19 protein-coding genes and 2 pseudogenes are annotated in these 26,898 nt (G+C 62.9%); 13 read left to right on the top strand and 8 right to left on the bottom strand.

Annotation, left to right across the window (positions count from 1 at the left end):
* The first annotated feature begins 16 nt into the window (after positions 1 to 16).
* From IFT47_RS07750 to IFT47_RS07715, 8 genes are all read left to right on the top strand, one after another.
* A complete protein-coding gene (locus IFT47_RS07750; protein WP_192172633.1) occupies positions 17 to 1,477 on the top strand; it encodes an NAD(P)-binding domain-containing protein in 1,461 nt (486 codons plus the stop codon).
* A complete protein-coding gene (locus IFT47_RS07745; RefSeq protein ID WP_192172502.1) occupies positions 1,474 to 2,448 on the top strand; it encodes an ABC transporter permease in 975 nt (324 codons plus the stop codon). The genes IFT47_RS07750 and IFT47_RS07745 overlap by 4 nt, the downstream gene beginning before the upstream one ends.
* Entirely contained in the window at positions 2,445 to 3,365 is a 921-nt protein-coding gene (locus tag IFT47_RS07740; protein ID WP_192172503.1) for an ABC transporter permease, read from the top strand. Before IFT47_RS07745 ends, IFT47_RS07740 begins: the two co-directional genes overlap by 4 nt.
* A complete protein-coding gene (locus tag IFT47_RS07735; RefSeq protein WP_192172504.1) occupies positions 3,362 to 4,387 on the top strand; it encodes an ABC transporter ATP-binding protein in 1,026 nt (341 codons plus the stop codon). The genes IFT47_RS07740 and IFT47_RS07735 overlap by 4 nt, the downstream gene beginning before the upstream one ends.
* A complete protein-coding gene (locus IFT47_RS07730) occupies positions 4,377 to 5,387 on the top strand; it encodes an ABC transporter ATP-binding protein (RefSeq protein WP_192172505.1) in 1,011 nt (336 codons plus the stop codon). Before IFT47_RS07735 ends, IFT47_RS07730 begins: the two co-directional genes overlap by 11 nt.
* Before the next feature lie 55 nt (positions 5,388 to 5,442).
* On the top strand, positions 5,443 to 7,008 hold the full coding sequence (locus IFT47_RS07725; protein ID WP_192172506.1) for an ABC transporter substrate-binding protein: 1,566 nt from the start codon (positions 5,443 to 5,445) through the stop codon (positions 7,006 to 7,008).
* A gap of 69 nt (positions 7,009 to 7,077) precedes the next feature.
* Positions 7,078 to 7,623, top strand: coding sequence for a CMD domain protein (locus tag IFT47_RS07720; protein WP_192172507.1), 546 nt, complete (start codon positions 7,078 to 7,080; stop codon positions 7,621 to 7,623).
* Positions 7,623 to 8,216, top strand: a complete 594-nt coding sequence (locus IFT47_RS07715; protein WP_192172508.1) for a peroxidase-related enzyme — start codon at positions 7,623 to 7,625, stop codon at positions 8,214 to 8,216. The genes IFT47_RS07720 and IFT47_RS07715 overlap by 1 nt, the downstream gene beginning before the upstream one ends.
* Before the next feature lie 508 nt (positions 8,217 to 8,724).
* Here the strand turns inward: IFT47_RS07715 and IFT47_RS07710 are convergent.
* From IFT47_RS07710 to IFT47_RS07695, 5 genes and pseudogenes are all read right to left on the bottom strand, one after another.
* Complete coding sequence (locus IFT47_RS07710) at positions 8,725 to 14,340, bottom strand: putative Ig domain-containing protein (protein WP_192172509.1); 5,616 nt, start codon at positions 14,338 to 14,340, stop codon at positions 8,725 to 8,727.
* A 370-nt stretch (positions 14,341 to 14,710) separates the two neighbouring features.
* On the bottom strand, positions 14,711 to 15,922 hold the full coding sequence (locus tag IFT47_RS07705) for a GGDEF domain-containing protein (RefSeq protein ID WP_192172510.1): 1,212 nt from the start codon (positions 15,920 to 15,922) through the stop codon (positions 14,711 to 14,713).
* Positions 15,923 to 16,060: 138 nt separating this feature from the next.
* A complete protein-coding gene (locus tag IFT47_RS28080) occupies positions 16,061 to 16,825 on the bottom strand; it encodes a methyl-accepting chemotaxis protein (RefSeq protein ID WP_446731158.1) in 765 nt (254 codons plus the stop codon).
* 90 nt (positions 16,826 to 16,915) lie between these two features.
* A pseudogene (locus IFT47_RS28075) lies at positions 16,916 to 17,947 on the bottom strand (cache domain-containing protein); the annotation flags it as partial.
* 332 nt (positions 17,948 to 18,279) lie between these two features.
* Positions 18,280 to 18,792 carry an acyloxyacyl hydrolase gene (locus tag IFT47_RS07695; RefSeq protein WP_192172512.1) on the bottom strand — a complete coding sequence of 171 codons (513 nt, stop codon included), beginning with the start codon at positions 18,790 to 18,792 and terminating at the stop codon, positions 18,280 to 18,282.
* Positions 18,793 to 19,045: 253 nt separating this feature from the next.
* On the opposite strand from IFT47_RS07695, the gene IFT47_RS07690 reads away from it, so the two are divergent.
* The 3 genes and pseudogenes from IFT47_RS07690 to IFT47_RS07685 all read left to right on the top strand — a co-directional run bounded on the left by IFT47_RS07690 (position 19,046) and on the right by IFT47_RS07685 (position 21,526).
* Complete coding sequence (locus IFT47_RS07690) at positions 19,046 to 19,471, top strand: VOC family protein (RefSeq protein ID WP_192172513.1); 426 nt, start codon at positions 19,046 to 19,048, stop codon at positions 19,469 to 19,471.
* Positions 19,472 to 19,608: 137 nt separating this feature from the next.
* Positions 19,609 to 19,851 (top strand): annotated as a pseudogene (locus tag IFT47_RS28070) (methyl-accepting chemotaxis protein); the annotation flags it as partial.
* Positions 19,832 to 21,526, top strand: coding sequence for a methyl-accepting chemotaxis protein (locus tag IFT47_RS07685; protein ID WP_407073229.1), 1,695 nt, complete (start codon positions 19,832 to 19,834; stop codon positions 21,524 to 21,526). The pseudogene IFT47_RS28070 and the gene IFT47_RS07685, both read left to right, overlap by 20 nt.
* A gap of 34 nt (positions 21,527 to 21,560) precedes the next feature.
* Here IFT47_RS07685 and IFT47_RS07680 read toward each other — a convergent pair whose 3' ends face one another.
* Entirely contained in the window at positions 21,561 to 22,436 is an 876-nt protein-coding gene (locus IFT47_RS07680) for a LysR family transcriptional regulator (RefSeq protein ID WP_192172514.1), read from the bottom strand.
* Positions 22,437 to 22,564: 128 nt separating this feature from the next.
* On the bottom strand, positions 22,565 to 23,656 hold the full coding sequence (locus IFT47_RS07675; protein WP_192172515.1) for an NADH:flavin oxidoreductase/NADH oxidase: 1,092 nt from the start codon (positions 23,654 to 23,656) through the stop codon (positions 22,565 to 22,567).
* A gap of 84 nt (positions 23,657 to 23,740) precedes the next feature.
* Here IFT47_RS07675 and IFT47_RS07670 point away from each other — a divergent pair, with 84 nt between their 5' ends.
* Positions 23,741 to 24,040 (top strand): ArsR/SmtB family transcription factor, encoded by a 300-nt coding sequence (locus IFT47_RS07670; RefSeq protein WP_192172634.1) that lies wholly within the window; start codon positions 23,741 to 23,743, stop codon positions 24,038 to 24,040.
* A gap of 109 nt (positions 24,041 to 24,149) precedes the next feature.
* Here the strand turns inward: IFT47_RS07670 and IFT47_RS07665 are convergent, their stop codons facing one another.
* Positions 24,150 to 25,175: a YrzE family protein gene (locus IFT47_RS07665; protein WP_192172516.1), complete on the bottom strand. Its 1,026-nt coding sequence runs from the start codon at positions 25,173 to 25,175 to the stop codon at positions 24,150 to 24,152.
* A 263-nt stretch (positions 25,176 to 25,438) separates the two neighbouring features.
* On the opposite strand from IFT47_RS07665, the gene IFT47_RS07660 reads away from it, so the two are divergent.
* Positions 25,439 to 26,488, top strand: a complete 1,050-nt coding sequence (locus IFT47_RS07660) for a GGDEF domain-containing protein (protein WP_192172517.1) — start codon at positions 25,439 to 25,441, stop codon at positions 26,486 to 26,488.
* The last annotated feature ends 410 nt before the right edge of the window (positions 26,489 to 26,898 follow it).

Raw genomic sequence — 26,898 nt, 5'->3', positions numbered from 1 at the left:
CTCCCGAGTACTCCCGATGTCCGACACGCTGATTCCCTCAGGTCTTGCCGCACTGGAAAGCCGTCTGCGACAGGACCTGACCTGGCTCGATCTACCGGCCAGCCCATGGGTCAAACCCGTCTACAGCGAAGGCGCGCCGGTGCTGGACGTGGCGATCATCGGAGGCGGCATGGCCGGTCTGGCCCTGGCCGCAGAGCTGAAACATGCCGGTGTGGCGGCAGTGGTGTTCGATCAGGCGCCAGCCGGTTTCGAAGGTCCGTGGGCGACCACCGCGCGCATGGAAACCCTGCGCTCGCCCAAACAACTCACCGGCCCGGCCCTGGGCCTGCCGGCGTTGACGTTCCGCGCGTGGTACGAGGCGCAGTTCGGCAGCGAAGGCTGGGCGGCGCTGGACAAGATTCCGCGTCTGCAATGGGCTGAATACCTGCGCTGGTACCGCAAGGTCCTGACGCTGGACGTACGCAACGAACACCGGGTCAGCCATGTGGCGCCCCGTGCCGACGGGCTGGTCGAGCTGGACGTCGAAACCGCCGGGCACACCCTCCATCTGCGGGCCCGTCACGTGGTTCTGGCCACCGGACGGGACGGCCTTGGCGGGCCATGGGTCCCTGATTTCGCCCACACCCTGGCGCGCCATCTCTGGGCCCATTCGGCTGATGGCCTTCAGCCTGAGTGGTTCGAGGGCAAGCGCGTGGCCGTGATCGGCGGCGGTGCATCGGCCATGGACAGTGCCGCCACCGCCCTGGAATCAGGGGCGAGCAAAGTGGACCTGCTGATCCGCCGTGCCGAATTGCCGCGCATCAACAAAGGCAAAGGCGCTGGCAACCCCGGCATGACCCACGGCTACTGGCGTCTGCCGGATGCCTGGAAGTGGCGCATCCGCAATTACCTCAACACCCAGCAGGTGCCGCCGCCCCGCGGGAGCACCTTGCGCGTCTCCGGCTCGGGCCGTGCGCGGTTTCTGCTCAACAGTCCAGTCACCTCCGTCGCGCAGAACCCGGCTGGCGGCGTGTGGCTTAACACCCCGACAGCGCGCATCGAGGCCGACTTTGTGGTGTTCGCCACCGGTTTCCGCACCCACTTTCAGCAGCGCCCGGAATTCGCACCCTTTGCCTCCCACGTCCGTGTCTGGCGCGACCGCTTTCAGCCGCCCGCAGGGGAGAGCGACGCCGAGCTGGCGGAGCTGCCCGATCTGGGCACGTGCTTCGAGTTTCAGGAAAAGACCCCCGGCGCCTGTCCCGGTCTGGACCATATTCACTGCTTCAGTTACCCGGCAGCGTTGAGCTTCGGCGCGGTGTCCGGCGACATCCCGGCCATCAGCGAAGGCGCCAAGCGGCTGGCCCAAGCGCTGATCGGCCAGCTGTTCGTCGAGGACGTCGAGCTGCACTTCGAAGCGATGCGCAACTACGCCGACCCCGAGCTGTTCGGTGACGAGTGGGTGGCCGGACAACCGACCGCCGACGAGTTGCTTCGATGATCGGCTGGACGCTGCGGCGACTGACTCAGTCCTTTCTGGTCGTGTTGCTGATGACGCTGGTGGTGTTCGTCGGCCTCAACGCCATCGGCAACCCGATGGACATTCTGGTAGGCGAAGACCTCAATCAGGCCGAGCGCTTGCAAGCCATCGCCCACCTCGGTCTCGACAAGCCGCTGTGGGAGCAGTACCTGATTTTTATCAAGGGCGCGGTGCACGGCAATCTCGGCCAGAGCTTCGTCTACCACGAGGACGCCATGCGCCTGATTCTGCAGCGCTTGCCGGCGACCTTCGAACTGGCGTTCTGCGCGTTGTTTCTCGCCGTGGTAATCGGCGTGCCCTTGGGTATGTTTGCCGGCACCTACCCGGATCACCCGTTGTCGCGAATGATGATGGCCGCCAGCATCGTCGGCTTCTCGCTGCCGGCGTTCTGGGTGGCGCTCATGATGATCATGCTGTTCTCCATCAAGCTCGGCTGGCTGCCGGCCAGTGGTCGCGGCGAAACCCGCGAGCTGTTTGGCGTGCAATGGTCGTGGCTGACCCTCGACGGCCTGCAACACCTGCTGCTCCCGGCGTTGAATCTGGCGCTGTTCAAAATCTCGCTGGTGCTGCGCCTGACCCGCGCCGGCGTGCGCGAAGTGCTGCCCCAGGAGTTCGTCAAATTCGCCCGGGCCAAAGGCCTGTCGCCGATGCGGGTGATGTGCATGCACGTCATGCGCAACACCATGATTCCGGTGGTGACGGTGCTGGCCATGGAACTGGGCTCGACCATCGCCTACGCCGTGGTCACCGAGAGCATCTTTTCCTGGCCCGGCGCCGGCAAGCTGATTCTGGACAGCATCAACATGCTCGATCGCCCGGTGGTGGTGGCTTATCTGATGGTCGTGGTGGTGATATTCGTGGTGCTTAACCTGATCGTCGATGGCCTGTATTACCTGCTCGATCCCCGGGTTCGTGTGGAGGGCTCGCGATGAACGCCGCTTCCAAACCGGTCCCGTCCCACGTTGGCCTGCAGGCGCAATCACCCTGGCGCCGGGTCGCCGTCGAATTCATCAGTTCGCCCACTGCCGTCGTTGGCTTGCTGGTGCTTGTGCTGATCGTGCTGGTGGCGGTGCTGGCGCCGTGGATCGTGGTGCAAAACCCCTACGACCTGATGCAATTGAACGTGCTGGATGCGCGGCTCGCACCCGGCAGCGCCAATATGGACAGCGGCTACACCTATTGGCTGGGCACCGATGGACAGGGCCGCGATCTGGTGTCGGCGATTCTCTACGGGCTGCGCATCAGCTTGTGGGTCGGCATCGGTTCGGCGCTGATCGCGGCGGTCATCGGCACCCTGGTCGGGCTGGTCTCGGCTTACGTCGGCGGCTGGCTCGACGCCTTGCTGATGCGCCTGGTCGACCTGCTGCTGTCGTTCCCGGTGATTCTCATGGCGCTGATGATTCTGGCGTGGCTGGGCAAGGGCGTCGGCAACGTCATGCTCACGCTGATCCTGCTGGAATGGGCGTACTACGCCCGCACGGCGCGGGGTCAGGCCCTGACCGAAAGCCGCCGCGAATACGTGGATGCCGCCCGCGGCCAGGGCATCGGACCGTGGCGCATTGTCGTCGGCCACATTCTGCCCAACTGCCTGCCGCCGTTGATCGTCATCGGCGCGCTGCAGATTGCCCGGGCGATCACGCTGGAAGCGACCCTGTCGTTCCTCGGCCTGGGCGTGCCGGTCACCGAGCCTTCACTGGGGTTGCTGATCGCCAACGGCTTTCAATACATGCTCAGCAACGAGTACTGGATCAGCCTGTTTCCCGGCCTGGCGCTGTTGATCACCATCGTCGCGATCAATCTGGTGGGCGACCGTCTGCGTGACGTCCTCAACCCGAGGTTGCTGCGATGAGCCTGCCTGAACGCAATGCGGCGGCCATGTCCACACAAGCGCCCGCACAAACGCCAACACTGGAGGTGCGCAATCTGTGCACGTCGTTCTACACCCGCGCGGGTGTGCTGCCGGCGGTGCGGGATGTGTCATTGCGGGTCGCGCCGGGGCGCATTCTCGGTCTGGTGGGGGAGTCCGGTTCGGGCAAGTCGGTGACCGGTTTTTCCATCCTCGGCCTGGTCGAAGGGCCCGGCCGGATCAGCGGCGGTCAGGTGCTCTTCAAGGGGCGTGACCTGACACAGCTCAGCGCGGCGGGCTTGCGGGAATTGCAGGGCAACCGCATCGCGATGATCTTTCAGGACCCGATGATGACGCTGAATCCGGTGCTGCGCGTTGACACGCAAATGATCGAGGCCGTGCGTGCCCATCGTGTCGTCAGCAAGCGCGAAGCCCGCGCCCATGCCGGCCGAACCCTGGCGCTGATGGGCATTCCCAGTCCGGAAGAGCGGCTGCGTGCCTACCCGCACCAACTGTCCGGCGGCATGCGCCAGCGGGTGGCGATTGCCATTGCGCTGCTGCATGCCCCGGACTTGATCATCGCCGACGAGCCGACCACGGCGCTGGACGTGACCATTCAGGCGCAGATCCTCAGCGAGGTGCAGAAGCTGGTGCGCGAGCAGGGGACCTCGCTGATCTGGATCACCCATGACCTGTCGGTGGTCGCCGGCCTGGCCGATGACGTGGCGGTGATGTACGCCGGGCGCATCGTCGAGCAGGGTTCGGTGGCCGATGTGCTCGACCGTCCGCAACACCCGTACACCCAGGGCCTGATCGACAGCCTGCCGAGCCGCAACAAGCGCGGCCAGCGCCTGCGGCAGATCCCCGGCATGGCCCCGGACCTGTTGTCGATGCCGACCGGTTGCGCCTTTGCCGCGCGCTGCTCGCGCGCCTCGTCGGTCTGCGCTCAAGAACCGGCCGAGCGCGAGATTGCGCCCGGCCAGACCGTCCGTTGTTTTCATCCCGGAGCCGCCGATGCGCAGTGAATCCACCCCGCTCATCGAGCTGCGCCAGGTCAGTAAAACCTTCGGCACAGCGGCGGACAGCTCCATTCAGCGTCTGCTGCAACGCCTGCACGTTACCCGTCCACGGCCGGTGACCCACGCCGTCGACAAGGTGGATCTGCGCATTCAGCGCGGCGAAGTGGTGGGGCTGGTTGGCGAGTCCGGCTGCGGCAAGTCCACCCTCGGGCGCATGGTCGCGGGGCTGTTGCCGGTGTCGTCGGGCACCGCGCTGGTGGACGGTCAGGCGCGGGACAGCCTGACCCCGCAAGAGCGCCACGCCGTACGTTTGAAAGTGCAGATGATTTTCCAGGACCCGTCGTCGAGCCTGAACCCGCGCCTGCGGGTGGACCGCATCGTCGGCGAGGGCGCGCTGTTGCACGGTCTGACTGATAAGGCCGGTTTCGACGATTACGTCAGCGCGCAACTGCAGCGCGCCGGGCTCAGCCCGCAACTGCGTCAGCGTTATCCGCACCAGTTCAGCGGCGGCCAGCGCCAGCGCATCGGCATCGCCCGGGCGCTGGCGGTGCAGCCTGAGTTGCTGGTCTGCGACGAGTCCGTGGCGGCGCTGGACGTGTCGATTCAGGCGCAGATCCTCAATCTGTTCATGGACCTGCGCGACGAACTGGGGCTGACCTATCTGTTCATCAGCCATGACCTGGGCGTGGTCGAGCACCTGTGCGATCGCGTGGTGGTCATGTACCTCGGCCGGGTGGTGGAAAGCGCCTCGGTCGATGACCTGTTCGCCCGCGCCAGTCACCCCTACACCCAGGCGCTGTTGGCGCAGATCCCGCGTTTCGATGTCCGCAGTACCCGTTATGACGCGATCAAAGGGGAAATCCCCAGCCCGCTGAACCCGCCCGCCGGGTGTCATTTCCACCCTCGCTGCCCGCATGCCACGGCGCGCTGCCGCGAGGAAGTTCCGGCCCTGAGGGAGGTTTCGCCGAACCACCTGAGTGCGTGTCACCTCAACGATCTGTCATGAGCGCGCCCCTCGAAGCGCGTCCTGAATCCCAGCCATTGCGTACAAGGAATCTCCCATGCAACCACGTGTTCGCTCACTGATCGCCACGGCACTGCTGCTGGCCGCCGGGGGTGTCTCGGCCCAGGATCTGCGGATCGGTTACGCCGACCCGGTCTCGTCCCTCGACCCGCAACTGAACAACTACGCCGGCGACCGCTCGGTGGCGCTGCACGCCTTCGAATCCCTGGTCAACCGCCACGATGACAAGACCCTGCCGGGCCTGGCCAAGAGCTGGAAAGTCGTGGACCCGACCACCTGGCAGTTCGACCTGCGCGATGACGTCAAATGGCAGGACGGCACGCCGCTGACCGCCGATGATTTCGTGTTCTCCTTCGAGCGCGCGCGCAACGTGCCCGGCAGCGTCGCCTCGTACGCCGGCGCCATGCGCACGGTCGAGTCGGTCAGCGCGAAGGACGCCCACACGCTGATCATCAAAACCCGCACGCCGAACGCCAATCTGCTGCCTGACGTCGACTCGATCTACATCGTCAGCCGCCATGCCGGGGCGAACGCCAGCAGTGCCGATTACAACGCCGGCAAGGCGATGATCGGCACCGGGCCGTATCGCTTCGTCTCCTACGTGCCGGGTGACCGGACGATCTTCGCGCGCAACGACAGTTACTGGGGCGGCAAGCCGACCTGGGACAAGGTCGATTTTCGCTTTATCGCCAATGCCGCCAACCGCACTGCTGCATTGCTGGCGGGCGATGTCGACGTGATCGACAAGGTTTCGCCGACGGACGTGGAGCGGTTGCGCAAGACCCCGAGCGTCAACGTGTTTGCTTATCAGGGCCTGCGTGCGCTGATCATTCAGCCGAGTTTCCGCGAAGGGCCCAACGAGTTCATCCGCGACAACGCGGGCAAGCCGCTGGCGGAGAACCCGCTGCGTGACGTACGCGTGCGCAAGGCGCTGTCCCTGGCGATCAACCGCCAGGCCATCGACGAACGCATCATGCAAGGCACCGTGACCGAGGCCAATCAGTGGATGCCGGCCAACACCTTCGGCTACAACCCGCAGGTGAAAAACATCCCCTACGACGTTAAGCAGGCCAAAGAGCTGCTGGCCCAGGCCGGCTTTCCCGAAGGCTTTCAGCTGACCGTCCACGTGCCGGGCGACCGTTATCCGCAGGCGCCGGAAGCGATGCAGGCGGTGGCGCAGTTCTGGTCGCGGATCGGCGTCAAGGTGCAGCTCGAAGTGCTGCCGTGGGCGGTGTATGCCGGCAAGGCCAACAAGAATGAACTGGCAATCAGTGTCATCGCCTGGGGCAACGGCACCGGCGAAGCGGCCTACGCGCTGACCAACATTCTCACCACCGTCGACAGCAGCAAGGGGCAGGGCGCCTCGAACTGGGGTCATTACAGCAACCCGCTGGTGGACAAGGCCCTGGTCGATTCAACCGCCGAATTCGACGAAGCCAAGCGCCGGCAGATTCTGGAGGATGCAGTGAAGGTGGTCAGCGACGACGTCGGCATCATCCCGCTGTTTCATTACCAGAACATCTGGGCGGCGCGGAAGGGCCTGAAAGTCGAGCCGCTGGTGAGCGACCGCACCGCCGCGACCATGGTCACCGAGCAACCTTGATTCTGCATGTCCCCGCGGCGACACAGGTGCGCAGCGGGGACGACGTCCCACTTACTGTCAGGAAACGTCATGTCATTGAATCCCTCACACCCGCTGGACACTGTGCCGGGCACTGAGCCCGATGTGCTTGATGGTCTGCTCGGTATTCAGCCGGGCTCGACGCTTCACACCGTTCGCCATGCCCGCGACAAGGTCGCCTCCGCCACCCAGGGCAGTCAGGATTTGTTTTTTGCCCCTGAACTGCCGGGCAATCTGTCGCTGACCGAACGCTTGTGGGTGGCCTATTACGCCGCCCATTTGACGCCGCACGCGACACTGGCCGCGCACTATCTGGCGCAGTTGCACGCCCAGGGCGTGGACGCGTTGAGCGTGGCCAGCATTGATTCCGGTTCGCTGGATGAGCTGAGCGACCCTCGATTGCGCGGCATTCTGGAATTCACCCGCACATTGATCGAGTCGCCAGTGCATGGCGACCAGGCGGCGTTGCAGGCGCTGCACAATGTCGGGCTGAGCACTGAGGAAATCGTCGTGCTGGCGCAGCTGGTCGCGTTCATGTCCTATCAGGTGCGTCTGGCCGCAGGGCTGGGTGCACTGCTTTCTGCTGGAGAAGCGTGATGAGCGAGCCGATTCGCGACAATGGATTCACCAACGAGGTGCTGGGCTGGAAGGCCTGGCTGCCGACGGTTGATCTGAACAGCGCCACCCCCGAGCAGATCGCGGTGCTCGAAGAGAGCCATCCCCAGGCGAAGACCTCGGACTATTACCTGACCCTGGCCCATCACCCGGACATTCTTCGCCAGCGTTCCCAGGCCTTCAACGCCATCATGTACGCCCCGGGCGGGCTGTCCCGAGCCGAACGTGAACTGGCGAGCACCGTGGTTTCGTGCGTCAACCGCTGCGTGTACTGCGCCTCGGTGCATGCCCAGCGGTTTGAGCAGTTGGCCAAGCGCAACGACGTGATCCGCGAGGTCTTCGCCGACCCTGCCACGGCGGGCACCAACGAACGGGAAAAAGCCATCGTGCGCTTTGCGATAGACCTGACACTGGCCCCGGCCTCGATCGATGCCACCCACATCAAGGCGTTGCGTGAGCAGGGCCTGGACGATGGGCAGGTACTGGACTTGATCCACGCCATCTCGATTTTCGCCTGGGCCAACCGCCTGATGCTGAATCTGGGGGAGCCAGTGTTTCCAAGCGCTCAGGCCTGATGGATTCATATAACGTTTAGCGTGAGATGTAGTGCTGCCCCGACGCTTTCTTGCAGCAAACATAGCACCTGTGGGAGTGAGCTTGCTCACGAAGGCGCCGTTCCAACCGCTGAAAATTCACTGAATGTCCTGGCCTCTTCGTGAGCAAGCTCACTCCTGCTTTTAGTGGGACCGGCTTTAGCCGGGAAGGGGCTATTGAGTACGCAGCGGATTTTGGGTGTGGCATCTGACGTCTTCCCGGCTAAAGCCGGTCCCACAGGGGATATGCAATCCCATCGTTCGGGTTTCAGTCAGTGACACTGGATGCACGGGATGCTTTTAGTGGGACTGGCTTTAGCCGGGAAGGGGCCATTGAGTACGCAGCGGATTTTGGGTGTGGCATCTGACGCCTTCCCGGCTGAAGCCGGTCCTACAGGGGATATGCGGTGTATCAGAGGGTTTGGTCGTACTGATCACGCAAAAAAAACGGCCTCCATTGCGGAGGCCGTTTTTGTGTTTACGCGATCAATCAGGCAACGAGGTCAGTGACGTGCAGCTCTTTGACACCGACCAGCTGGATTTCGAAGTCCGGGGTGGCGTCGGCGTTGATGCTGCCGTAGAGGATCCCGTCGGCAAAACGTATCTGCCCGGTGGCGTCGTTGCTGTCAAAGGCGTTGCTGCCAATGAAGGTAAACGCGTCGATGCCCGGCGTTTGAGGATTGGCGTCCAGGGCGCTGAAGTCGAGCAGGTCGCCCTCGGCGCTCTTGAAGCCGTTGATCACGTCGCGCAGCGCACCGACACCCATGTCGGCGACAGAGTCGAACACGTAAGTGTCGGCCCCGGTGCCGCCGGTGAGCGAATCGGTACCCGCACCGCCGATCAAACGGTCGTTGCCCGAGCCGCCGATCAGCGTGTCATCGCCGGCGCCGCCGTTGAGCACGTTGGCGCCGCTGTTGCCGGTCAGGCTGTCGGCGAAGGCGCTGCCGATCAGGTTCTCGACGCTCTTCAGCGTGTCCAGGCCGGAGCCGCCGGTGTTCTGCTGGGCCGAGGTCGACAGCGTGGCGGTGATGCCTGCCTGCGCGCCAACGTAAGACACGGTGTCGTTACCGTCCCGCCCGTCCAGCACGTTGTTGCCGCTGCCGGCGAACAGCACGTTGTCCAGCGCGTTACCGATGCCGTTGGCCGCATCGAGGCTGTCGAGGTACAGGTTTTCCACGTTGGCGCCGAGGGTGAACGTCGCCAGGGTGCTGTGCACGCTGTCGATGCCGCCGGAGACGCGATCGGCGTTGGTTTCGATCACGCTGTCACCGCTGTTGTCGACGTAGTACGTGTCGTTGCCATTGCCGCCGCTCATGCTGTCGGCACCGCCGGCGCCATCAATCACGTTGGCGGCCGCGTTGCCGGTGATAAAGTTGCGCAGCTCGTTACCGTTGCCGTCGATGGCCGAGACACCAGTGAGCACCAGGTTTTCCAGGTTCGCGCCGAGGGTCCAGCTGACCGACGCCTGCACGGTGTCGATCTGCGAAGGCGAGTCGCTGCTTTCGGTGACGCTGTCGAAGGCGTTGTCGACAATGTAAATGTCATTGCCGTCGCCGCCCGTCATGCTGTCGGCGCCGAGGTCGCCGTCCAGCGTGTCGTTGCCGGACGAACCCACCAGGGTGTCGTCCTGGTCGGTGCCGAAGATCATGCCGCCTTCGTTCTGCGCACCGTCGAAGATGGCCTGTACGCTGTTGTTGTCGCTCGGGTCACCGTGGAAGCCCAGGTCGTCGGCGATGTAGTCGGCCAGACGCTGACCGACGATCTCGGCGGACTCTTCATGCAAGTGCCAGACGTCGTCGGGGTAGACCAGCGGGTCGACTTCGTGGCGCAGGGGCAGGTCGGTGTAATCCACCGCAATCTTCACGTCGTCACGCTGGGCGGCGATCGCTTCCTGGGTGGCGCGGACGTAGCCGACACCTTCGACGATGCCGGCGATCTTCTCTTCCGAGAAGCCGCGGGCGCGGGCCGCGTCCTGGTCGTAGTGACCGGTTTCCATCATGTACACGTTGAAGTTGCCGAACTGCGCGTGCAGGTAATCGAACACCGACAAGGTCGCCGCCTTGTACGCCGCCGCCGCAGCATCCTTGTCCGAAGCGCGGGCGATTTCCTGCGCCGCTTCTTCGCCCTGGCCCCAGATGATGCCCATGGTCACGTTGTCGATCGACTTCAGCTCGGTGAGCTGGTCGTTCAGCAAGGCCACGGCGCGCAACAGGGCCGGGCCCGGTTGGTCGGTGTCGGTCAGCCACCAGCACAGCTTCAGCTCTTCAGGGCCGAGGGTCGACAGGCCGTTGACCGTGCTGCCGCCCACCGCGATGTCGATGCCATTGCCGTCAGCGTCGTTGAACTGGCTGCGCACGTCGTAGGTGGTGTATTTGCTCAAACCGTCCACCAGCATGGTGGTGCCGGACTGGCTGTCGTCTTCGGTCATGCGCAGCAGACGTGCGTTGGACTGGCCGAGGGTCGGCAGGAACAGAATGTCCTGGTCGGCCCGGGAGCCGAACACGAAGTCGTCGGCGGTGAGGGTGTTCATGTAGTTGCCGCTCAAGGCGATCTCGAAGCGGTGACCGTCAGCGTCGGGGACGCTGGATTTGATGTAGGTTTTGTCGCCAGCGGCGTTGAGGCTCAGGTACAGCGTGCCGTTGCTGCCATCGCCCAGGCCGAGGAAGCCCAGGGCGGAGACGTCGATCTTGTCCACGCCGTGGGTGAAATCGTAGATCGTGTCAGTCGCGGTGACACCGCCGGTGTTGTAGTCGCGGTAGCTGTCCTGGACGCTGGTGTAGCGGAAGGTATCCGCGCCGTCGCCACCGTACAGCGAGTCGCGACCCGCGCCGCCGTCGATGATGTCCGGCCCTGCGCCGGCGCGAATGGTGTCGTTGCCGCCCAGGCCGAGGATCAGGTCGGCGCCGGCAGTGCCGGCGATCGCTTCGCCGTTGTCGGTGCCGGTGATGGTGCTGGCCGGCGCATCGGCCACGGCCAGGGCGAAGCTGTCACTGACTGACGCGCCCGACGGGTCGGTGGCCTTGATCAGCAGCGTGTAGTTGCCGGAGGCGGTGCTGGTCGGCGTGCCGCTGAAGGTCAGGCGGGTGCTGTCAAAGCTGAGCCAGTCGGGCAGGGCACTGCCATCGGCCAGGGTCGCGGTGTAGGTCAGCGCGTCGTTGTTGGCGTCGGAGAAGCTGTTGCTGGTGACCGCGTAGGTGAACGGCGAGTTTTCCGTCGCGTTCTGGTCCAGCAGCGGAATCACCACCACCGGCGCCACGTTGGGCGGCAGGTTCTGGCTGGCGAAGACGAAGTGGCTGGCGTTGAGGCTGCCGGCCAGGTTGCCCGCGAGTGACAGCTCGAAACGATTGCCGCTGGCGTCCGCGACATTGTCTTTGACGTAGGTGCGGTTGGTGCTGGCGTTGTAGGACACCTGCAGTGTGCCGTTGAGGCCGTTGCCCAGGCCGCTGTAGCCCAGCGCCGAGACGTCGATCTTGTCGGCGGCGACATCGAAATCGAGAATCTGGTCGCTGGCGCTGGTGGTCGCCGTGCGGTAGCTGTCCTGGGTGGAGGTGAAGCGGAACACGTCCGCCCCCGCACCGCCGGTGAGTTTGTCGGCACCGGCGCCACCGATGAGGACGTCGTTGCCGTCGCCGCCGTTCAGGGTGTCATTGCCCGCGCCGCCGAAGATCTGGTCGTTGCCGGTGGTGCCGGTCAGCGTGTCGTTGCCCGGCGTGCCATTGATCACGCCCGGCGTTACCGGCACGTCCTGCACGGCAAGGGTGAAGCTGTCGCTGACGGTGGCGTTGCTGGCGTCGCTCGCGGTGATCTTGATTGCGTAGGTGCCCGACGCCGTGTTGCCTGGGGTGCCACTGAAGGTGCGGGTCGCGGCATCGAAAATCAGCCAGGTCGGCAGCGCCGTGCCATCGGCCAGGGTGGCGCTGTAGCTGAGGGTGTCGTTGTCCGGATCGGTGAAGCTGGTGCCGGGCACGACGTAGCTGAACGGCGTGTTTTCGGTGGCGTTCTGATCCAGCAGCGGGTTGGCGACGACGGGCGCCTGATTGACCGTCGGGGCGGTGGCGAACACGAAGTTGGCGCTGGTCAGTTTGTCGAGGTAGTTGCCCACGAGCGCCACTTCAAAGCGGTTGCCCTCGGCATCGGCGGTCAGCGATTTGATGTAAGTCTTGTCGCCGGCGTCGTTGAGCACCGCGTACACGGTGTTGTTCATGCCGTCGGCAAGGCCCGTGAAGCCCAGCTTGGAGAGGTCGATCTTGTCGGCGGTGACGTCGAAATCGGTGATCACGTCGCCCAGGTTGGCGCCGCCGGCGTTGTAGTTGCGGTAGCTGTCGGTGCGGCTGGAAAACACGAAGGTGTCAGCGCCAGCGCCGCCACTCAGGGTGTCCTGCCCCGCGCCGCCGTCGAGACGATCGTCCCCGGCGCCGCCCGCCAGGCTGTCGTTGCCGGCCAGACCCAGCAAGGTGTCTGCCCCGTCAGTGCCCTGCAGCGAGTCGTTGCCGGTGGTACCGGTGAGGGTGCGGTTGAAGATGAAGTTGTCGGCGGTCAGTGCGCTGACCAGATTCCCGGCGAGGATCAGCTCGAAGCGATTGCCGTTGGCGTCGGCATCGTAATCCTTAATGTAGGTGCGGTCGTTGCTGGCGCTGTAGCTGATCTGCAGGGTGCCGCCACGGCCGTTGCCCAGCCCGGTGAAGCCCAGACCGGCGAGGTCGATCTTGTCCTGGGTCGGGTCGAAGTCGGTGATGGTGTCGTCGAAGCTGGTGGTCGCGGTGCGGTAGCTGTCGGACTCGCTGGTGAAGCGGAAGATGTCCGCGCCCGCGCCGCCGGTGAGCTTGTCGACCCCGGCGCCGCCGATGAGGATGTCGCTGCCGCCACCGCCGTTGACGGTGTCATTGCCCGCGCCGGCGTAGAAGATCTCGTTGGCGTCGCTGCCCAGCAGGGTGTCGTTGCCGTCGGTGCCTTGGACGGCCACCACGGGCACGGTCGCGCTGACGTAGCTGCCATCGCCATACACCAGGGTGTCGCCCTTGGTGGTATGGGTGATGGTGTTGCCGATGATGGCGTTGCGGTCGGTGCCGTCTTCGTTGCGCTCGGCCACGCCATAGGTCGACAGGGCGCTGCCGTTGATGGTATTGCCCTGAACCGTGTTGTCACTGCCGTTGTAATACTTGCCGGAAACGCCCTTGGTGTCGTCGTAGGACTGAATGATGATTTCCGGTACGCCGCCGCCCAGTGAGTTGTTGCTCAGGGTGTTGTTGATGACGTCGACGTTGTTGCTGCCGTAGATGCGCACGCCGGCGCTGGCGTTGTCGTGGATGTCGACGCCGGTCATGGTGACCTCGCTGGACAGCTTGATCAGCACGCCTTCGGCGCCGTTGCCATAGACCTCACCGCCGGTGATGGTGATGTTGTTCGGCGAAGGGATGTTCTCGCTGCCGCGCTGCACCACGATACCGCCACCGCCGTTGCCGTAGGCGACGTTGTTGCTGAGGGTGAAATCGTGGCTGCTGGTGACCACGTTGAAACCGTGGCGATCGTTGTCGTAGGCGATGTTGTTTTCGAAGGTGCTGTCGCTGAGGAAGTCAGCGACAAAGCCGTCCAGGCCGTTGCCGTGGGACACGCTGTTCTTGATGACCATGTTCACGGTCTGTTCGTGGGGGTCAAAGCCGTAACCGGAGCAGTCCTTGATTTCCACGCCATCGAGGGTGACGTTGGAGTCGTAACCTTCCTTGCCCGGGATGTAGCCGTTGAACCAGCCGTCGATCTTGCCGGTGGTGTTGTCCCGGTTGCCGTCGATGGTCAGGTTGCTCAGCCCGAAGTCGTGGGTCTCTTCGCCGTAGGCGGAGCGAATGACGCCGGTGATTTTCGTGTCCGAACCGTCCGCGACCTTGATGTTGGAGACGCCCATGCCGTCGCCGTACATGTAGACGTTGCTCTTGAGCATGAGGCAGCCGTCGGACGGTTCCTCGCCGCCTGAGACGATGTAGGTCCCGGGGGGTACATAGACTTGTCCTCCACCCGCCGCCGCAGCTGCATCAATCGCTTGTTGGATGGCCGCGGTGTCGTCAGAGACGCCATCTCCCTTGGCGCCAAAATTTTGGACGTTAAAAATCATGTACTTATCTCCGGTCACAGGCTGAGGTCACGCTGCGTGCCAATTTCCAATCGGCACTGCAGCAGGTATGACCCACCTGAACGGAAAAGTTGTCGCCGTATGTCGGAAAACCGTCGTTTTGTGACGATCGGCACATTTTGGTGGTTATTGGTGTCACGTAATTGACGCTTGAAGGGATATGCTTTTCTGGCACGTTTGGAGAGATGAGGAGTCTGCGAGCGATGAAGATCGCTTGGCAGGACCGGCTTCAGCCGGGGAGAGGCCCGTGTAGGCACCCTCGATTCTGCGGTGTGAATGCCGACGCCTTCCCGGCTAAAGCCGGTCCCACAATGTTCGCGTTAGCCGGTCCTATTATGGGTTGGCGGGCCTACTAGGCCACTTCAGCGGGGGCGCAGCGCAGGCAGTCGCGGCCTTCGCCCTTGGCGGCGTAGAGCGCCTTGTCGGCCATGGCGATGAGCGCTTCGGCGCTGGTCTGAGGTGCGCTGGCGATGGCGACGCCCAGGCTGATGGTGACTCTGGCGCCGTCGCCCAGCACCGGGTGAGGCACGTTCAGCGCGGCGACCGCCGCGCGCAGGTTTTCTGCCAGGGCGCTGGCCTGGGCCGGGTGGGCGTGGGTCATGAGCACCATGATTTCCTCGCCGCCGAAGCGAAAGGTCAGGGCGTCGGCTTTCTGCGCCGTGCGCTGGATCACGCCACTCAGCAACCGCAGGCAGGTGTCGCCCTGCAGATGCCCGTAGTTGTCGTTGTAGGATTTGAAGTGATCTATGTCCAGCAGGATGACCGCGACGTTCGTGGGGGTCTGCGTTGCGCGGCTCCACAGGGAGGCCAGCACCTCGCCCTGAAAACGCCGGTTGAACAATTGCGTCAGCGAATCGATGCGCGCCAGTTCCACCAGTTGCGCTCGCAGCAACTGCCCGCGCAACGCAAACAGATAACTCAGGCGGCTTCCGTGTTCCAGAAACCACGACGCCATCATCAGCAACGCCGCGGTGGAGAAGAACAACAGCGCATTGGCTTGCCAGATCTGAAAGTCGGCGAACTCAGCGAGGTAAGTGGTCACCAGCTGAATGACCAGCATGCAGGCCATGGCCACCGCCGCGCAGCGCACCGGCACCTGCTGGATCACCGTGCAATACACCATGATCAGCAGCATCCCCAGCTGATAGTGCAAGCGGAACGGACTTTCGCTGTAGATCATCGCTATCAGCGGCATCACCGAACACGTCACGGTGCCGATGGCTGCCGTCGCTTCCACAATGCGTCGGGTGCTGGCGCGCCGCGCGATGATCAGCAGAATCATAAAGATCGGCGTCATCAGGCAGACACGGCCCAGCGCCACGTAGGTAAACATGTCGTTCAGGCTGAGCCAGTCGCTGACCATGAACAGGTTGTAGATGAGGATGCCGCCGATGCCCACGGCGGACAGAAACTGGCGGCGTTGCTCAAGCGTTTCGGCCTCGTAGCGCTGTTCCAGCTCAGTGCTGAAACGCAGGCTGCGAAAACGCGATGCGATGGTGCGATCGACCTCGGCAAGAAGTTGCGCGTCATGGGGGCCAGGTCGATCGAGGACAAAGGAAAGCATGTTGCACCAAAGGGGTGGGTTGACCGGACTATGACATCATCGGTGATGTCTTAGTGCCATCATTTCGTCGGAGCGCTGTTTTCGCAAGGACTGACCGATCAAGCGTCAGGTTTGCGATGAACAGCGCTCCGTCTTGCCTCAGATACGGAAACTGCCCACCAGCTGCGTCAAACGCGCCGACTGACGTTCAAGGTCGGAACAGGCGCGCAACGTGGCCTGCAGGTTTTCCACGCCTTCCTGGTTCAGTGTGTTGATTTCGGTGATGTCGACGTTGATCGCTTCGACCACCGAAGTCTGCTCCTCGGTGGCGGTGGCGACCGACTGGTTCATCGCGTCGATCTCGCCGATGCGCACGGTCACGCTTTCCAGGCTGGTGCCGGCCTGATTGGCGATGCTGACGCTTTCATGGCTCTCGCGCTGGCTGTCGTTCATGATCGCCACCGCTTCACGGGCGCCGTGCTGCAGCTCCTCGATCATTTTCTGCACCTGGCTGGCCGATTCCTGAGTGCGATGGGCCAGGCTGCGGACCTCGTCAGCGACCACGGCAAACCCGCGCCCGGCTTCCCCGGCGCGTGCTGCTTCGATGGCAGCGTTGAGGGCCAGCAGGTTGGTCTGCTGGGAGATCCCGGTGATGACTTCCAGAATCTGCCCGATGTTGGCGGTCTTGGTGTTGAGCTGCTCGATCTGCTCGCTGGCGCCGCTGATGCGTGTCGACAAACGGTTCATCGCCTGAATGTTCTGACCGACCACGGCCTGACCACTGGACGCCATATTGCGCGCATCGCTGGAATGCCCGGACGCCATGGCGGCGTTCTGCGCGATCTCCTGCGCCGCAGCGCCCAGCTCGTTGATGGCTGCCGCGACACTGCTGGTGCGGTTGGCCTGCTGATCGGAGTTCAGCATCGAGGAGTTCGACGCGCTGACCACGCGCAGCGCGACTTCGTTGAGCTGCACGGTGGAGGAGGCCACTTCGCGCATGGAGTCATGGATCCGCTCCACGAACAGGTTGAAGCCGTTGCCAAGGTAGCCGAATTCGTCCTGGCTGAGGATCTCCAGGCGCTTGGTGAGATCGCCTTCACCTGCCGCGATGTCGTGCATGGCGCGGCCCATGGTGTTCAGTGGACGCATCAGTACGCTGAGCAACACGCCCAGCAGCGCAATGATCAGGACCACGGCGATGATCGTGGCGACGATCGCCGAGTTACGGAAATCGCCCAGTGCGGCGTAGGCCTGGGCCTTGTCCACCGCGATGCCGACGTACCAGTTAACCGACGGCAGACCGTCAACGTGAGCAAAGGTGACGACTTCGGTCTTGCCGGCGTGCTCGCTTTCGCTGACGTCTTCGGACAGGCGCGGCGTAGCGTTCGGGTAGACCTCGGCCAGGGTTTTCATCACCAGCGAGGTGTCCGGATGCACGAGGATGCGGCCGTTGGCGTCGACCAGGAAAGCATGGCCGTCGTTCTGCAGGCGCAGCGCGCTGATCATCTTCACCAGCACTTCCAGACTCAGGTCGCCGCCCGCAACGCCGGCGACGCCGGAAGGGCCTTTCACCGGCGTGGCGATGGTCACGATCAGGCCTTTGGTCACGGCGTCCAGATAGGGCTCGGTCAAGGTGGTCTTGCCGGCCTTAAGTGCATCGGTGTACCACGGGCGGGTGCGCGGGTCGTAACCGCCGGGCATGTCATCAGGCGGTTGCGTCACGAATGAACCATCGGCTCTGCCCAGGTAGATGCTCATGAACGTCGAGATCAGCGTTGGCTGACCGAGCAGCCGGTTGAACACCTCGGGCGACGACACGGCGGCGCCCTCGGCGACGTTTTCCACCAGCAGGATGCGTCCCGACATCCAGTTCTGGATATTGCCGGCCGTACTTTCGCCCATCTGGTTCAGACTTTCCCTTAACTGATCCCGGATGGCGTTGCGTTGCAGATAATCGTTGTAGAGGGTGAATAAGGTAAACGCGGCGATCACCACCAGCGACGCCGCCAGCAGGATTTTATGGCTGAATTTCAGGGATTTGGTCATGCCTTGAGGGCCTTCAAGCGATTGCAGGGAAAGGATTGCAGTGTGTCAGTCGGGCTATCGGCGGCCAGCGGGATAGATGAATGGCTTGCTGCGCAAAACAGGCCTCTATTTGACTGGAATCTGACAATCGGTCCTGGGTGTACGGCCCGCGAGTCATGTAACCGTGCTAAGCGAGGAGGGCTGAGGGCGAGGACGTGAGGAAGTGGAGCAGGGCAGACGCCCAAAAAAAGGGCTGCAAAAAGCAGCCCTCTGGCATTCGACTTATGCGGCCCAAGCACGAAGCACAGCGCTTGAAGCTTGAAGCCTCGAGCTCGCAGCTAAGTCCTCATCCCTTAGAGCGCATGACTGTAGACCAGCGCATAGGATTCGATCCCGTCGTTAGGCTCCTTGATCCCTGCGTTTGAATAGTGGGTAACGCGCAGGCCGACGCGCTGGGTGTCGCCGAATTTCAGGCCGGCGCCGAGACGGTCTTCGAAGTTGAAAGCGGAACCGAACTTCTGGTCACCCGCAGATGAACCGGTAAACAACGAAACGCCCACACCGGCTTCGATATAGGGCTTCACCGGACCGCTGCCGAACTCATAAACGAACACTGGGGCAAAGGACGCCGAGTGGCGAGCGCCTGCCTGCTTGCCTGCTTCCCAGTAGGTGTAGCCCAGGTCCCAATAGCCGGTCAGCTTGCCGGTGGAGCTTTCCAGCCAGGACTTGTCCCAGTCGAAACCCAGGGCAACGCGGCCGGTGACGCCACCTTGGCTGGTGGCACCCAATGCACCGGAGATCTGCGTGGCGTTGGCGGTCATGGCGAAAGAAGACAGGCAAATGGCAGCGAGCAGTAGCTTTTTCATGGTGGAGATAGCCAGAAAGGTCAATAAAACCGGGGAGAGGAATCACCCGAACGGATGTAGGGCAGAACGCCACTACAAAAGTTCCATTGGCCCTGTATGAAATTTCCCAGAACTTCGTTTTTGGAATGATTCAAGCGGTATCAAGCGCCCGATTGATCAAAATTGTTGAGGCTCGGCAGAAGGATAATTCGCTTTTACGGCGTGCGATTAAGGTCAACAATCCGCCCTGTCATTCCCGCCCCAAGGATCGCCCATGAGCCTCTCGCCCTTCCATCTCGCCATTCCTGTTTACGATCTCGCCGCCGCGCGCCACTTCTACGGCGACGTATTTGGTCTTTCCGAAGGCCGCTCCAGCGAGCAATGGGTCGATTTCGATTTTTACGGTCATCAACTGGTCATCCATGAGCACCCGAAGACCACTTCCCAGGAATCCGTGCATTCCAACGCGGTGGATGGCCACGACGTACCGGTCCCGCACTTCGGCATCATCTTGCACTGGGAAGAATGGCAGGCGCTGGCGGAGCGTCTGCGCGCCCGGGAAACTAAGTTTGTGATCGAACCCTACATCCGCTTCCAGGGCCAGGTGGGCGAGCAGGCCACCATGTTCCTGTTCGATCCGTGCGGCAACGCGCTGGAATTCAAGGCGTTCAAGGACATGAGTCAGTTGTTCGCCAAATAATCCGGGCGTGCCCCTCGGGTGCTTGTCAAAGGCGCCCGTTTTCGTTTCAGCCGCACTGCAGCCACTTCAACTTACCTGTCCAGCGGCCGATAAACCGATTCAGCATCTCTTAATGATCGGATCGGACTGGAAAACTTATGCTCACTGCGATGAACAGGATGCTGGAAAACATCAGCGTCAGATCCAAGCTGTCTCTGGGCTTTGGCGCAGTGCTGGTGTTGACCCTACTGATAGCGTTGGCAGGTTGGTCCGGGATCGGCGGACTGAGTGAAAGGGGAGACCGGATTCTCGACATCTCAAAGCTCAATGACCTGACGCGTGACATGCGCATCGCGCGCTTGTCCTACACGCTCAATTACGATGCAGATCACGCCGCTGTGGTGGTCAAGGCGCTGGACAACCTCGACAGTCACCTGGCGTACTGCCGCGCCGAATTTCGATTCGGCGTTGAATATCCCGCATATTCAGTCGGCGACGGAGGCGGTCAAGCGCTACCGCGCGCACTTCAGCGACTACGTTCAATCTGTGCAGAATCGCGAGGCCTCTCGTGGCATTTTCGGCAGCAATGCGGACGCCGCGGTGGAGCAATTGCAGAAGATTGAGGCCGCAATTTCCGCGAACGCCGACGCTGCGCAGACCGCTGCGGTGGTGAAGGCGCAGGCCTTGGTCGAGCAGGCGCGCTTCCAATTGCGCGGCTACACCTACAGCCTCAAACCCGAGCTTGAAGCACCGGCCAAAAAAGCCATCAGTGACGCTCGCGCCTACACCACTGTCCTTGGCCAGGCGCTGCCGGCGGCACAAAACGATGCCGTGCAACACCTCGGCTCGGCCCTCGACGCTTATTTGCTGACGGTCAGCCAGTTCAGCGAGGCTCAAGCGGGAGCCGCCAACGCTCAGTTGGGGTTGAACGAAGACATTGCCAGCCTGTTTGCCGCCAGTAACGCACTGGCAAAAAATCAGGCCGTATTGCGCAGCGAAGATGTGGACGCCGCCCGTAACGTGTTGGGCGGCGCGACACTGGGCGCATTGATCCTCGGCATTCTTGCGGCCTGGCTGATCACTCGCTTGATTGTCCTGCCCTTGATGGACGCGCTTCGCACTGCCGAGCAGGTGGCCGGTGGTGATCTGACAAATGCCCGTGTGGTGTCGCGCAAAGACGAACTGGGCATGTTGCAACGCAGCATGGCGCGGATGACGGTCAACCTGCGCGAACTGATTGCCGGCCTGCGCAATGGCGTGACGCAGATCGCCAGTGCCGCCGAGGAATTGTCAGCGATCACCGAGCAAACCAGTGCGGGCGTCAATAGCCAGAAGATCGAGACCGATCAGGTGGCGACGGCCATGAACGAGATGGCGGCCACAGTGCAGGAAGTTGCACGCAACGCGGAAAGCGCTTCCGAGGCCGCGGCCACCGCCACCCGCGAGGCCCGCGACGGTGACGAGGTGGTGCGTCAGGCCATCAATCAAATTGAGCGCCTGGCTGCCGAAGTCGGCCACTCGACGGTGGCCATGGCGGACCTGAAAACCGAAAGCGGCAAAATTGGCAGCGTCCTCGATGTCATCAAGTCGGTCGCTCAGCAGACCAACTTGCTGGCGCTGAACGCCGCCATCGAGGCTGCGCGGGCGGGCGAGGCGGGAAGGGGCTTTGCGGTGGTCGCTGACGAGGTGCGCAGCCTGGCCCAGCGTACCCAGTCTTCCACTGAAGAAATCGAGCAACTGATCACCGGTCTGCAGAGCGGCACGCAGCAGGTGGCGGGGATCCTTGAAAACAGCCGCGTGCTGACTGACAGCAGTGTCGAACTGAGCCGGCGCGCCGGGGTGTCCCTGGGCGGCATCACCCGCTCGGTGCTGTCCATCGAGTCGATGAACCACCAGATTGCCGCTGCCGCTGAAGAACAAAGCGCCGTCGCGGAAGAGATAAACCGCAGCGTGATCAGCGTTCGCGAAGTCTCCGAGCAGACATCGGCCGCCAGCGAACAAACCGCAGCGTCCAGTGTTGAACTCGCCCGGTTGGGCGTGCACTTGCAGACGCTGGTCGGAAAATTCAAGGTGTGACCGCCGAGGCGCACTTGCACGACGGGCAATGGCGTCAGTCTGCGCGGGGGAGCGCGTTCACGACGCAGCTTCTGAACAATTCCAGCAGCGGTGTGTGCCGCTGCAGGTATTTGCTCACCAGCACGATCTCGCGGAAGAAGGTCAGCTCACCGAGGTCGATGATCCGCACGTCCTCCGCATGCTCCAGCCACAACCCGGCCATGGGCACCAGCGCCACGCCCAACCCGGCGCGGACCATCTTGACGATGGCGTCCAGCTCATCGAGCTCCAGGGTTTGCCGCACCTCAAGTTTGCGCTCGCGCAGGAACTGCGTGACCCGGCGGCCGCCGAACGAGCGCTGATCGTAGCGAATGAAAGGGTGGTCGCTGAGGATCTGCCGAGGGTCGTCGCCCTGCATGCCGGATGGCGTGATGAGCACGAACGGTTCTCTGGCGAGGACCTCGGCGTGCAGCTCTTTGGGCAGGGCGAACGGCGGTTTGATCATGATCGCCAGATCGAGCTCGCCGGCGTCCACCTGACTGAGCAGGTTCAATGAAACCCCAGGCACCAGACTGGCCTCGATGAACGGCGCCTTGCTGCGCAGCGCCACCAAGGCTTGCGGCAGGATGCCGGTCTGCGCCGTGCTGATGGCGCCGATGCGCAGCGCGCCGCGAAAGTCATTGGCGCTGTCGGGGCTGCCCATGCGCCCGAACAGCTGCAGCATTTCTTCGGCCAGTGCCACGGCGCGTTGTCCGGCGGCGTTGAGGGTGGCGGCGCGGCCGGTGCGATCAAAGAGGGTGACGCCCAGAGCGTCTTCGAGGTTCTTGATCTGCGCGCTCACCGCCGACTGGGTCAGCCCGACCTCGCGCCCGGCCGCCGCAAAGGTGCCTCGACGCGCGACGCAGACGAAGGTTTTCAACTCTCTGATCATCGGCAGGTCCTGGAAGGAAATTCAAATCGGGCAGGGCGCACCCACAGGCGGCCGGCAGCGGATAGTAACCAGTGCCGTCGACAAATAAAAATGCCGCCTCAAGGGCGGCATTTTTTTACGCGGGACGCTTAACGATAGCGTTCCAGCCAGTGCGCGTAGGGCGCAGGCAGGGTCCACGAGGCTTTGTCGACGCCCAGTTCTTTGGCGGCGAAATAAGCCCAATGCGGATCCGCCAGGTGCGCCCGGCCGATCGACACCAGGTCCAGCTGACCGTTCTGCACGGCGGCCTGAGCCAGTTTCGGATCGCCAAAACCCCACGCCGAGGTCACCGGGATATCGGCTTCACGGCGTACGCGTTGGGCGATCGGGCCCATGAAGGCCGGGCCCCACGGGATGTTGGTTTCCGGGATGGTGAAACCGACGCTGACGCTGAGCAGATCAAGACCGCCGGTCTTGAAGCGGCGCGCCAGTTCGATGGATTCGCTGAGGGTCTGCTCGTCACGGCCGTCGTACTCGATCACACCGAAGCGCGCGGTCAGGGGCAGGTTTTCCGGCCAGACTTCACGCACGGCGGCCAGGGTTTCCAGCAGGAAGCGGCTGCGGTTGTCGAAGCTGCCACCGTAGGCATCGGTGCGCTGGTTGGAGTGTTCGGAGAAGAAGCTCTGGCCCAGGTAACCGTGGGCGAAGTGCAGCTCGATCCATTCAAAGCCGACTTCACGGGCACGGCGTGCAGCGTCGACGAAGTCCTGCTTGACCCGGGCGATGTCGTCCAGGGTCATTTCCTGGGGGACTTTCGGCAGGTTGGCGCCGAAGGCGATGGCCGAGGGTGCGATGGTCTGCCAGCCACGGGCATCATCGGCGGCCATGTGGTCGTCACCTTCCCATGGACGGTTGGCGCTGGCCTTGCGACCGGCGTGGGCGATCTGGATGCCCGGGACCGAGCCGGCTGCCTTGATCGCTTGCACCGCAGGAATGAACGCCTTGGCGTGCTCGTCGCTCCAGATGCCGGCGCAACCCGGAGTGATGCGGCCTTCAGGGGAGACGGCAGTGGCTTCGACGACCACCAGGCCCGCACCGCCGCGGGCCATGCTCGCGAGGTGAACGTGGTGCCACTCGTTGATGACGCCGTCGTCTGCCGTGTACTGGCACATTGGAGGGATGGCGATGCGGTTACGCAGGGTCACGTCCTTCAGCGTGAAGGGTTCGAACAATGCAGACATGAAATACTCCTGATGATTGAATTCGCTTGTTCGATAGTATTCGAAATATGGCGAAGAATGAAACCCCTCGCTATGATGCGCGGCATGCGCGCCTTCAAACATCCGTTACCGACCGAACTCACACTTGAGCGTTTGCTTTACGCATTAAGTGACCCCGTACGCCTCGAAATCGTTCGCTGTCTTTCCACGGTGGCGGAGGCGACCTGCGGCGAGCTCGACGGCGGACGGCCCAAGTCCAGCATGTCTCACCACTTCCGCGTGCTGCGCGATGCAGGCCTGGTGCATACGCGCAACATCGGCACCACGCACATGAATTCGCTGCGCACCGAGGAGCTGGATATTCGCTTTCCGGGGTTGCTGGGGTGCATTCTGGCTCAGGCGTGAACCGGCGTTTTCAGACGTACGGTGCGGTTTGTAGACCCGCCCTCAGCGCAAACAAAAATGGCCCGATCTTGCGATCGGGCCATTTCATTTGCGGGCTTGAACCTGACGCTTATACAGCGCCGACGATCTTCGCAGCCGGTTGGGTACGACGACCCATTGCACCGGCACCGGCTGCCACGAGGGCAGAAACCACCAGGGTGATCAGCAGGATCCAGGCGGCGCGGGAAATGTTTTTCGCCGCAACGTCAGCCGCTTCACGGGCTTTCTGTTCGGCCTGGGCTTTCAGCTCCTGGTACTTGGCGTACGCCTGGCGGTAGCTGGCCTGGGCCTGATCGACGATCTGGTTGGCTTCGGCGTCGGTCTTGTTGCCGCGGGCCTTGATCAGGTTGACGAAGGCCTGACGGTCAGCGGCGTCCCACGCCTGGTCGCCCTTGGCTTTCAGACGGTCGAGCAAACCGCTCAGTTGCTCGTCGGCCTGTTGTGGGGCTTCGGCGCTGCGTTGTGCGGTGTTTTTCGCGTCTTCCTGGGTGGTGGCGACGTCCTGCTTGACCTTGTTCGGGTCCAGCTCAGGCTTGCCGGTCTGGCGCATGGCTTGTTCGATTTCGCCCTGGATATCATCCAGATTGAAGTCGATGCCTTGGGCGCGCAGCTGCTCCTGGATCTTGCCGCCAACGGCCGGGGCCACTTGCGCAATGCCGCTGCCCACTGCCGACAGGCCGCTGCCCGCCAGATTCAAACCGCCACGCACGACGCCGGTCACGGCGCTGGACACCAGGTAAACGCTGATCAGCGAAACGCTGGCCCAGACCAGAATGCCGTGGAAGGCGCCTTCGCGATGGGCCAACCGGCCGGCGGCCCAGCCCCCGACGAACAGGGAAATGACCATACTCACACCCAGCCAGATGCCGGTGCCTTTGCCCATGCCCGCCAGCGGATCGGCTTCTTGCAGCGGATCGATGCTGGCGCTGCCGATGGCGGTGCCCAGCAGGCTGAGCATCAGCGAGACCACCAGCGCGAGTACCACACCGGCCAGAATGGCGCCCCAGGAAATTCGTTTGAGCAAGGGGGCAACAGCAGTCCCCCGGTAGACAGGATCGTCGTAGGCGGCAGGTGTAACTCGGTCATCGCGAATCATAGTGGCAGTTCCTTTGGTCATTGGCAGAGCGCAAGACGTGTTGCGCGTAATTCAATGACCTCCGCACTTTTTGATTAGTTTTATGCAGGCGGAAAATAAAATGCTGGCAAAATGCCTAAGCATCAAAATTGCCGAAAATTCAAAGGTCTGCAAGCAGATTAAATTGGAATCAGTGTTATTCCCAGTCGCGATATGGCGTTACCCCGGACGCTGTCCTTGGCTACCTTCTATACCACCGTAATTATTTTTCCCGAGACAGCCTGATGAATACCCTCACCGCCGATGACCGCACTCAGGTCACTCGGGAAGCCACCGTTGAATACTGGAAACACATCATCCCGATTGTGCAGATCGCGTTCGCGATTCACGTGCTGCTGCTGGGTTTGTTCCTGATCGTGGACCTGCCCGTGATGTGGGTCACCAATGCGGCGAGCGTCGCGGCGTACATCGCCTGTCTGCTGGCAATCAAACGCCGGCTGTATCGCTGCGCCGGCATGCTCATCTGTATCGAAATCATCGCCCACGCCGCCATCGCCACCTGGGTGCTCGGCTGGGACAGCAACTTCCACCTCTACGTGTTCTGCATCGTGCCGATCATTGCCTTCGGCTTTCATTCCTCGCCGGTGCGCAGAGGCTGCCTCAGCGCCGCCGTGCTCATCGTCACCGTGGGCGGGTACCTGCTGCGCAACAAAGTGCCGGTCTTCAGCATCAGCGAAAACGCCCGTGACCTGTTCGGCGCAGCCAATGCGTTGACCGCCACGGCGTTGTTGCTGCACGCCACGGCATTGTCGGTGCGCTTTAACCTGTCGATGCACATGAATCTTTATCACTCCGCCCACCGCGACAGCCTGACCAATCTCTATACCCGGCGGCGGGTGCTGCAGCGCTTGCGTCAGTTGGGTGGAGGGCGGCGGGAGATCCCCACGGCGCTGGTGCTGATCGACATTGATCACTTCAAACAGATCAACGACAAGCACGGTCATGACATGGGCGATGTGGTGCTGCAGCAGGTGGCCGATGTCATCGCCCAGTGTGTACGCACCACGGACATCGCCGCGCGCTGGGGCGGCGAAGAGTTTCTGGTGTTGATGCCCAACACCCGCTTCGAGGACGCCCGGCTGATCGCCGAGCGGATACTCACGCACATTCGCGAACAGGGCGGGGAGATCAGGCAGAGCCTGAACCTTACGGCGACCCTTGCGGTGGCCATCCTGAAAGACGGGGAGACGTTCCGGGATGCGCTGAACCGGGCGGATCAGCGCTTGTACGAGGGCAAGCAGGAGGGACGCAACCGGGTCATGCTGGCGGAGTGAGCGCGGCGGGCCTCGCGAAGCCCGCCCGATGCACCCGCTGAATGTAAATTCTCTGCAAAGGTCGGGCTCGTCGCTTGTTCCTGCCGATCACGCAAGGCTAAATGTCGCAACAATTCGAAACACCTCAATCCGAACGTCAGCCTGCCGGCCAGGCGGCGCCTGCTGCACGACTGCAGCGCGCCGCGCGCATCGACGTTGCCTGGCGCAGCGTTTTGCACGCCATACCGATCCGCCCGGCAACGCGCTGGCTGACGGCTTCACTTTTGTCCCTTGGCCACAAAGAAGTAAACCATGACCCAGAATTCGGCAGCCCGCTCACGAAAGCGCCTTGTCCTTGCGCTCCTCATAGCCGTAGCCGTTGGGGCTGTTTATGTCTACTACCGGCACACCTCCAACCCGACTCCGTCGAC

This window comes from Pseudomonas sp. CFBP 13711, assembly GCF_014842265.1.
Taxonomy (GTDB): Bacteria; Pseudomonadota; Gammaproteobacteria; order Pseudomonadales; family Pseudomonadaceae; genus Aquipseudomonas.
Note: the sequence above shows the minus strand (reverse complement) of the source record. Positions and strands in the feature narration are given on the sequence as shown.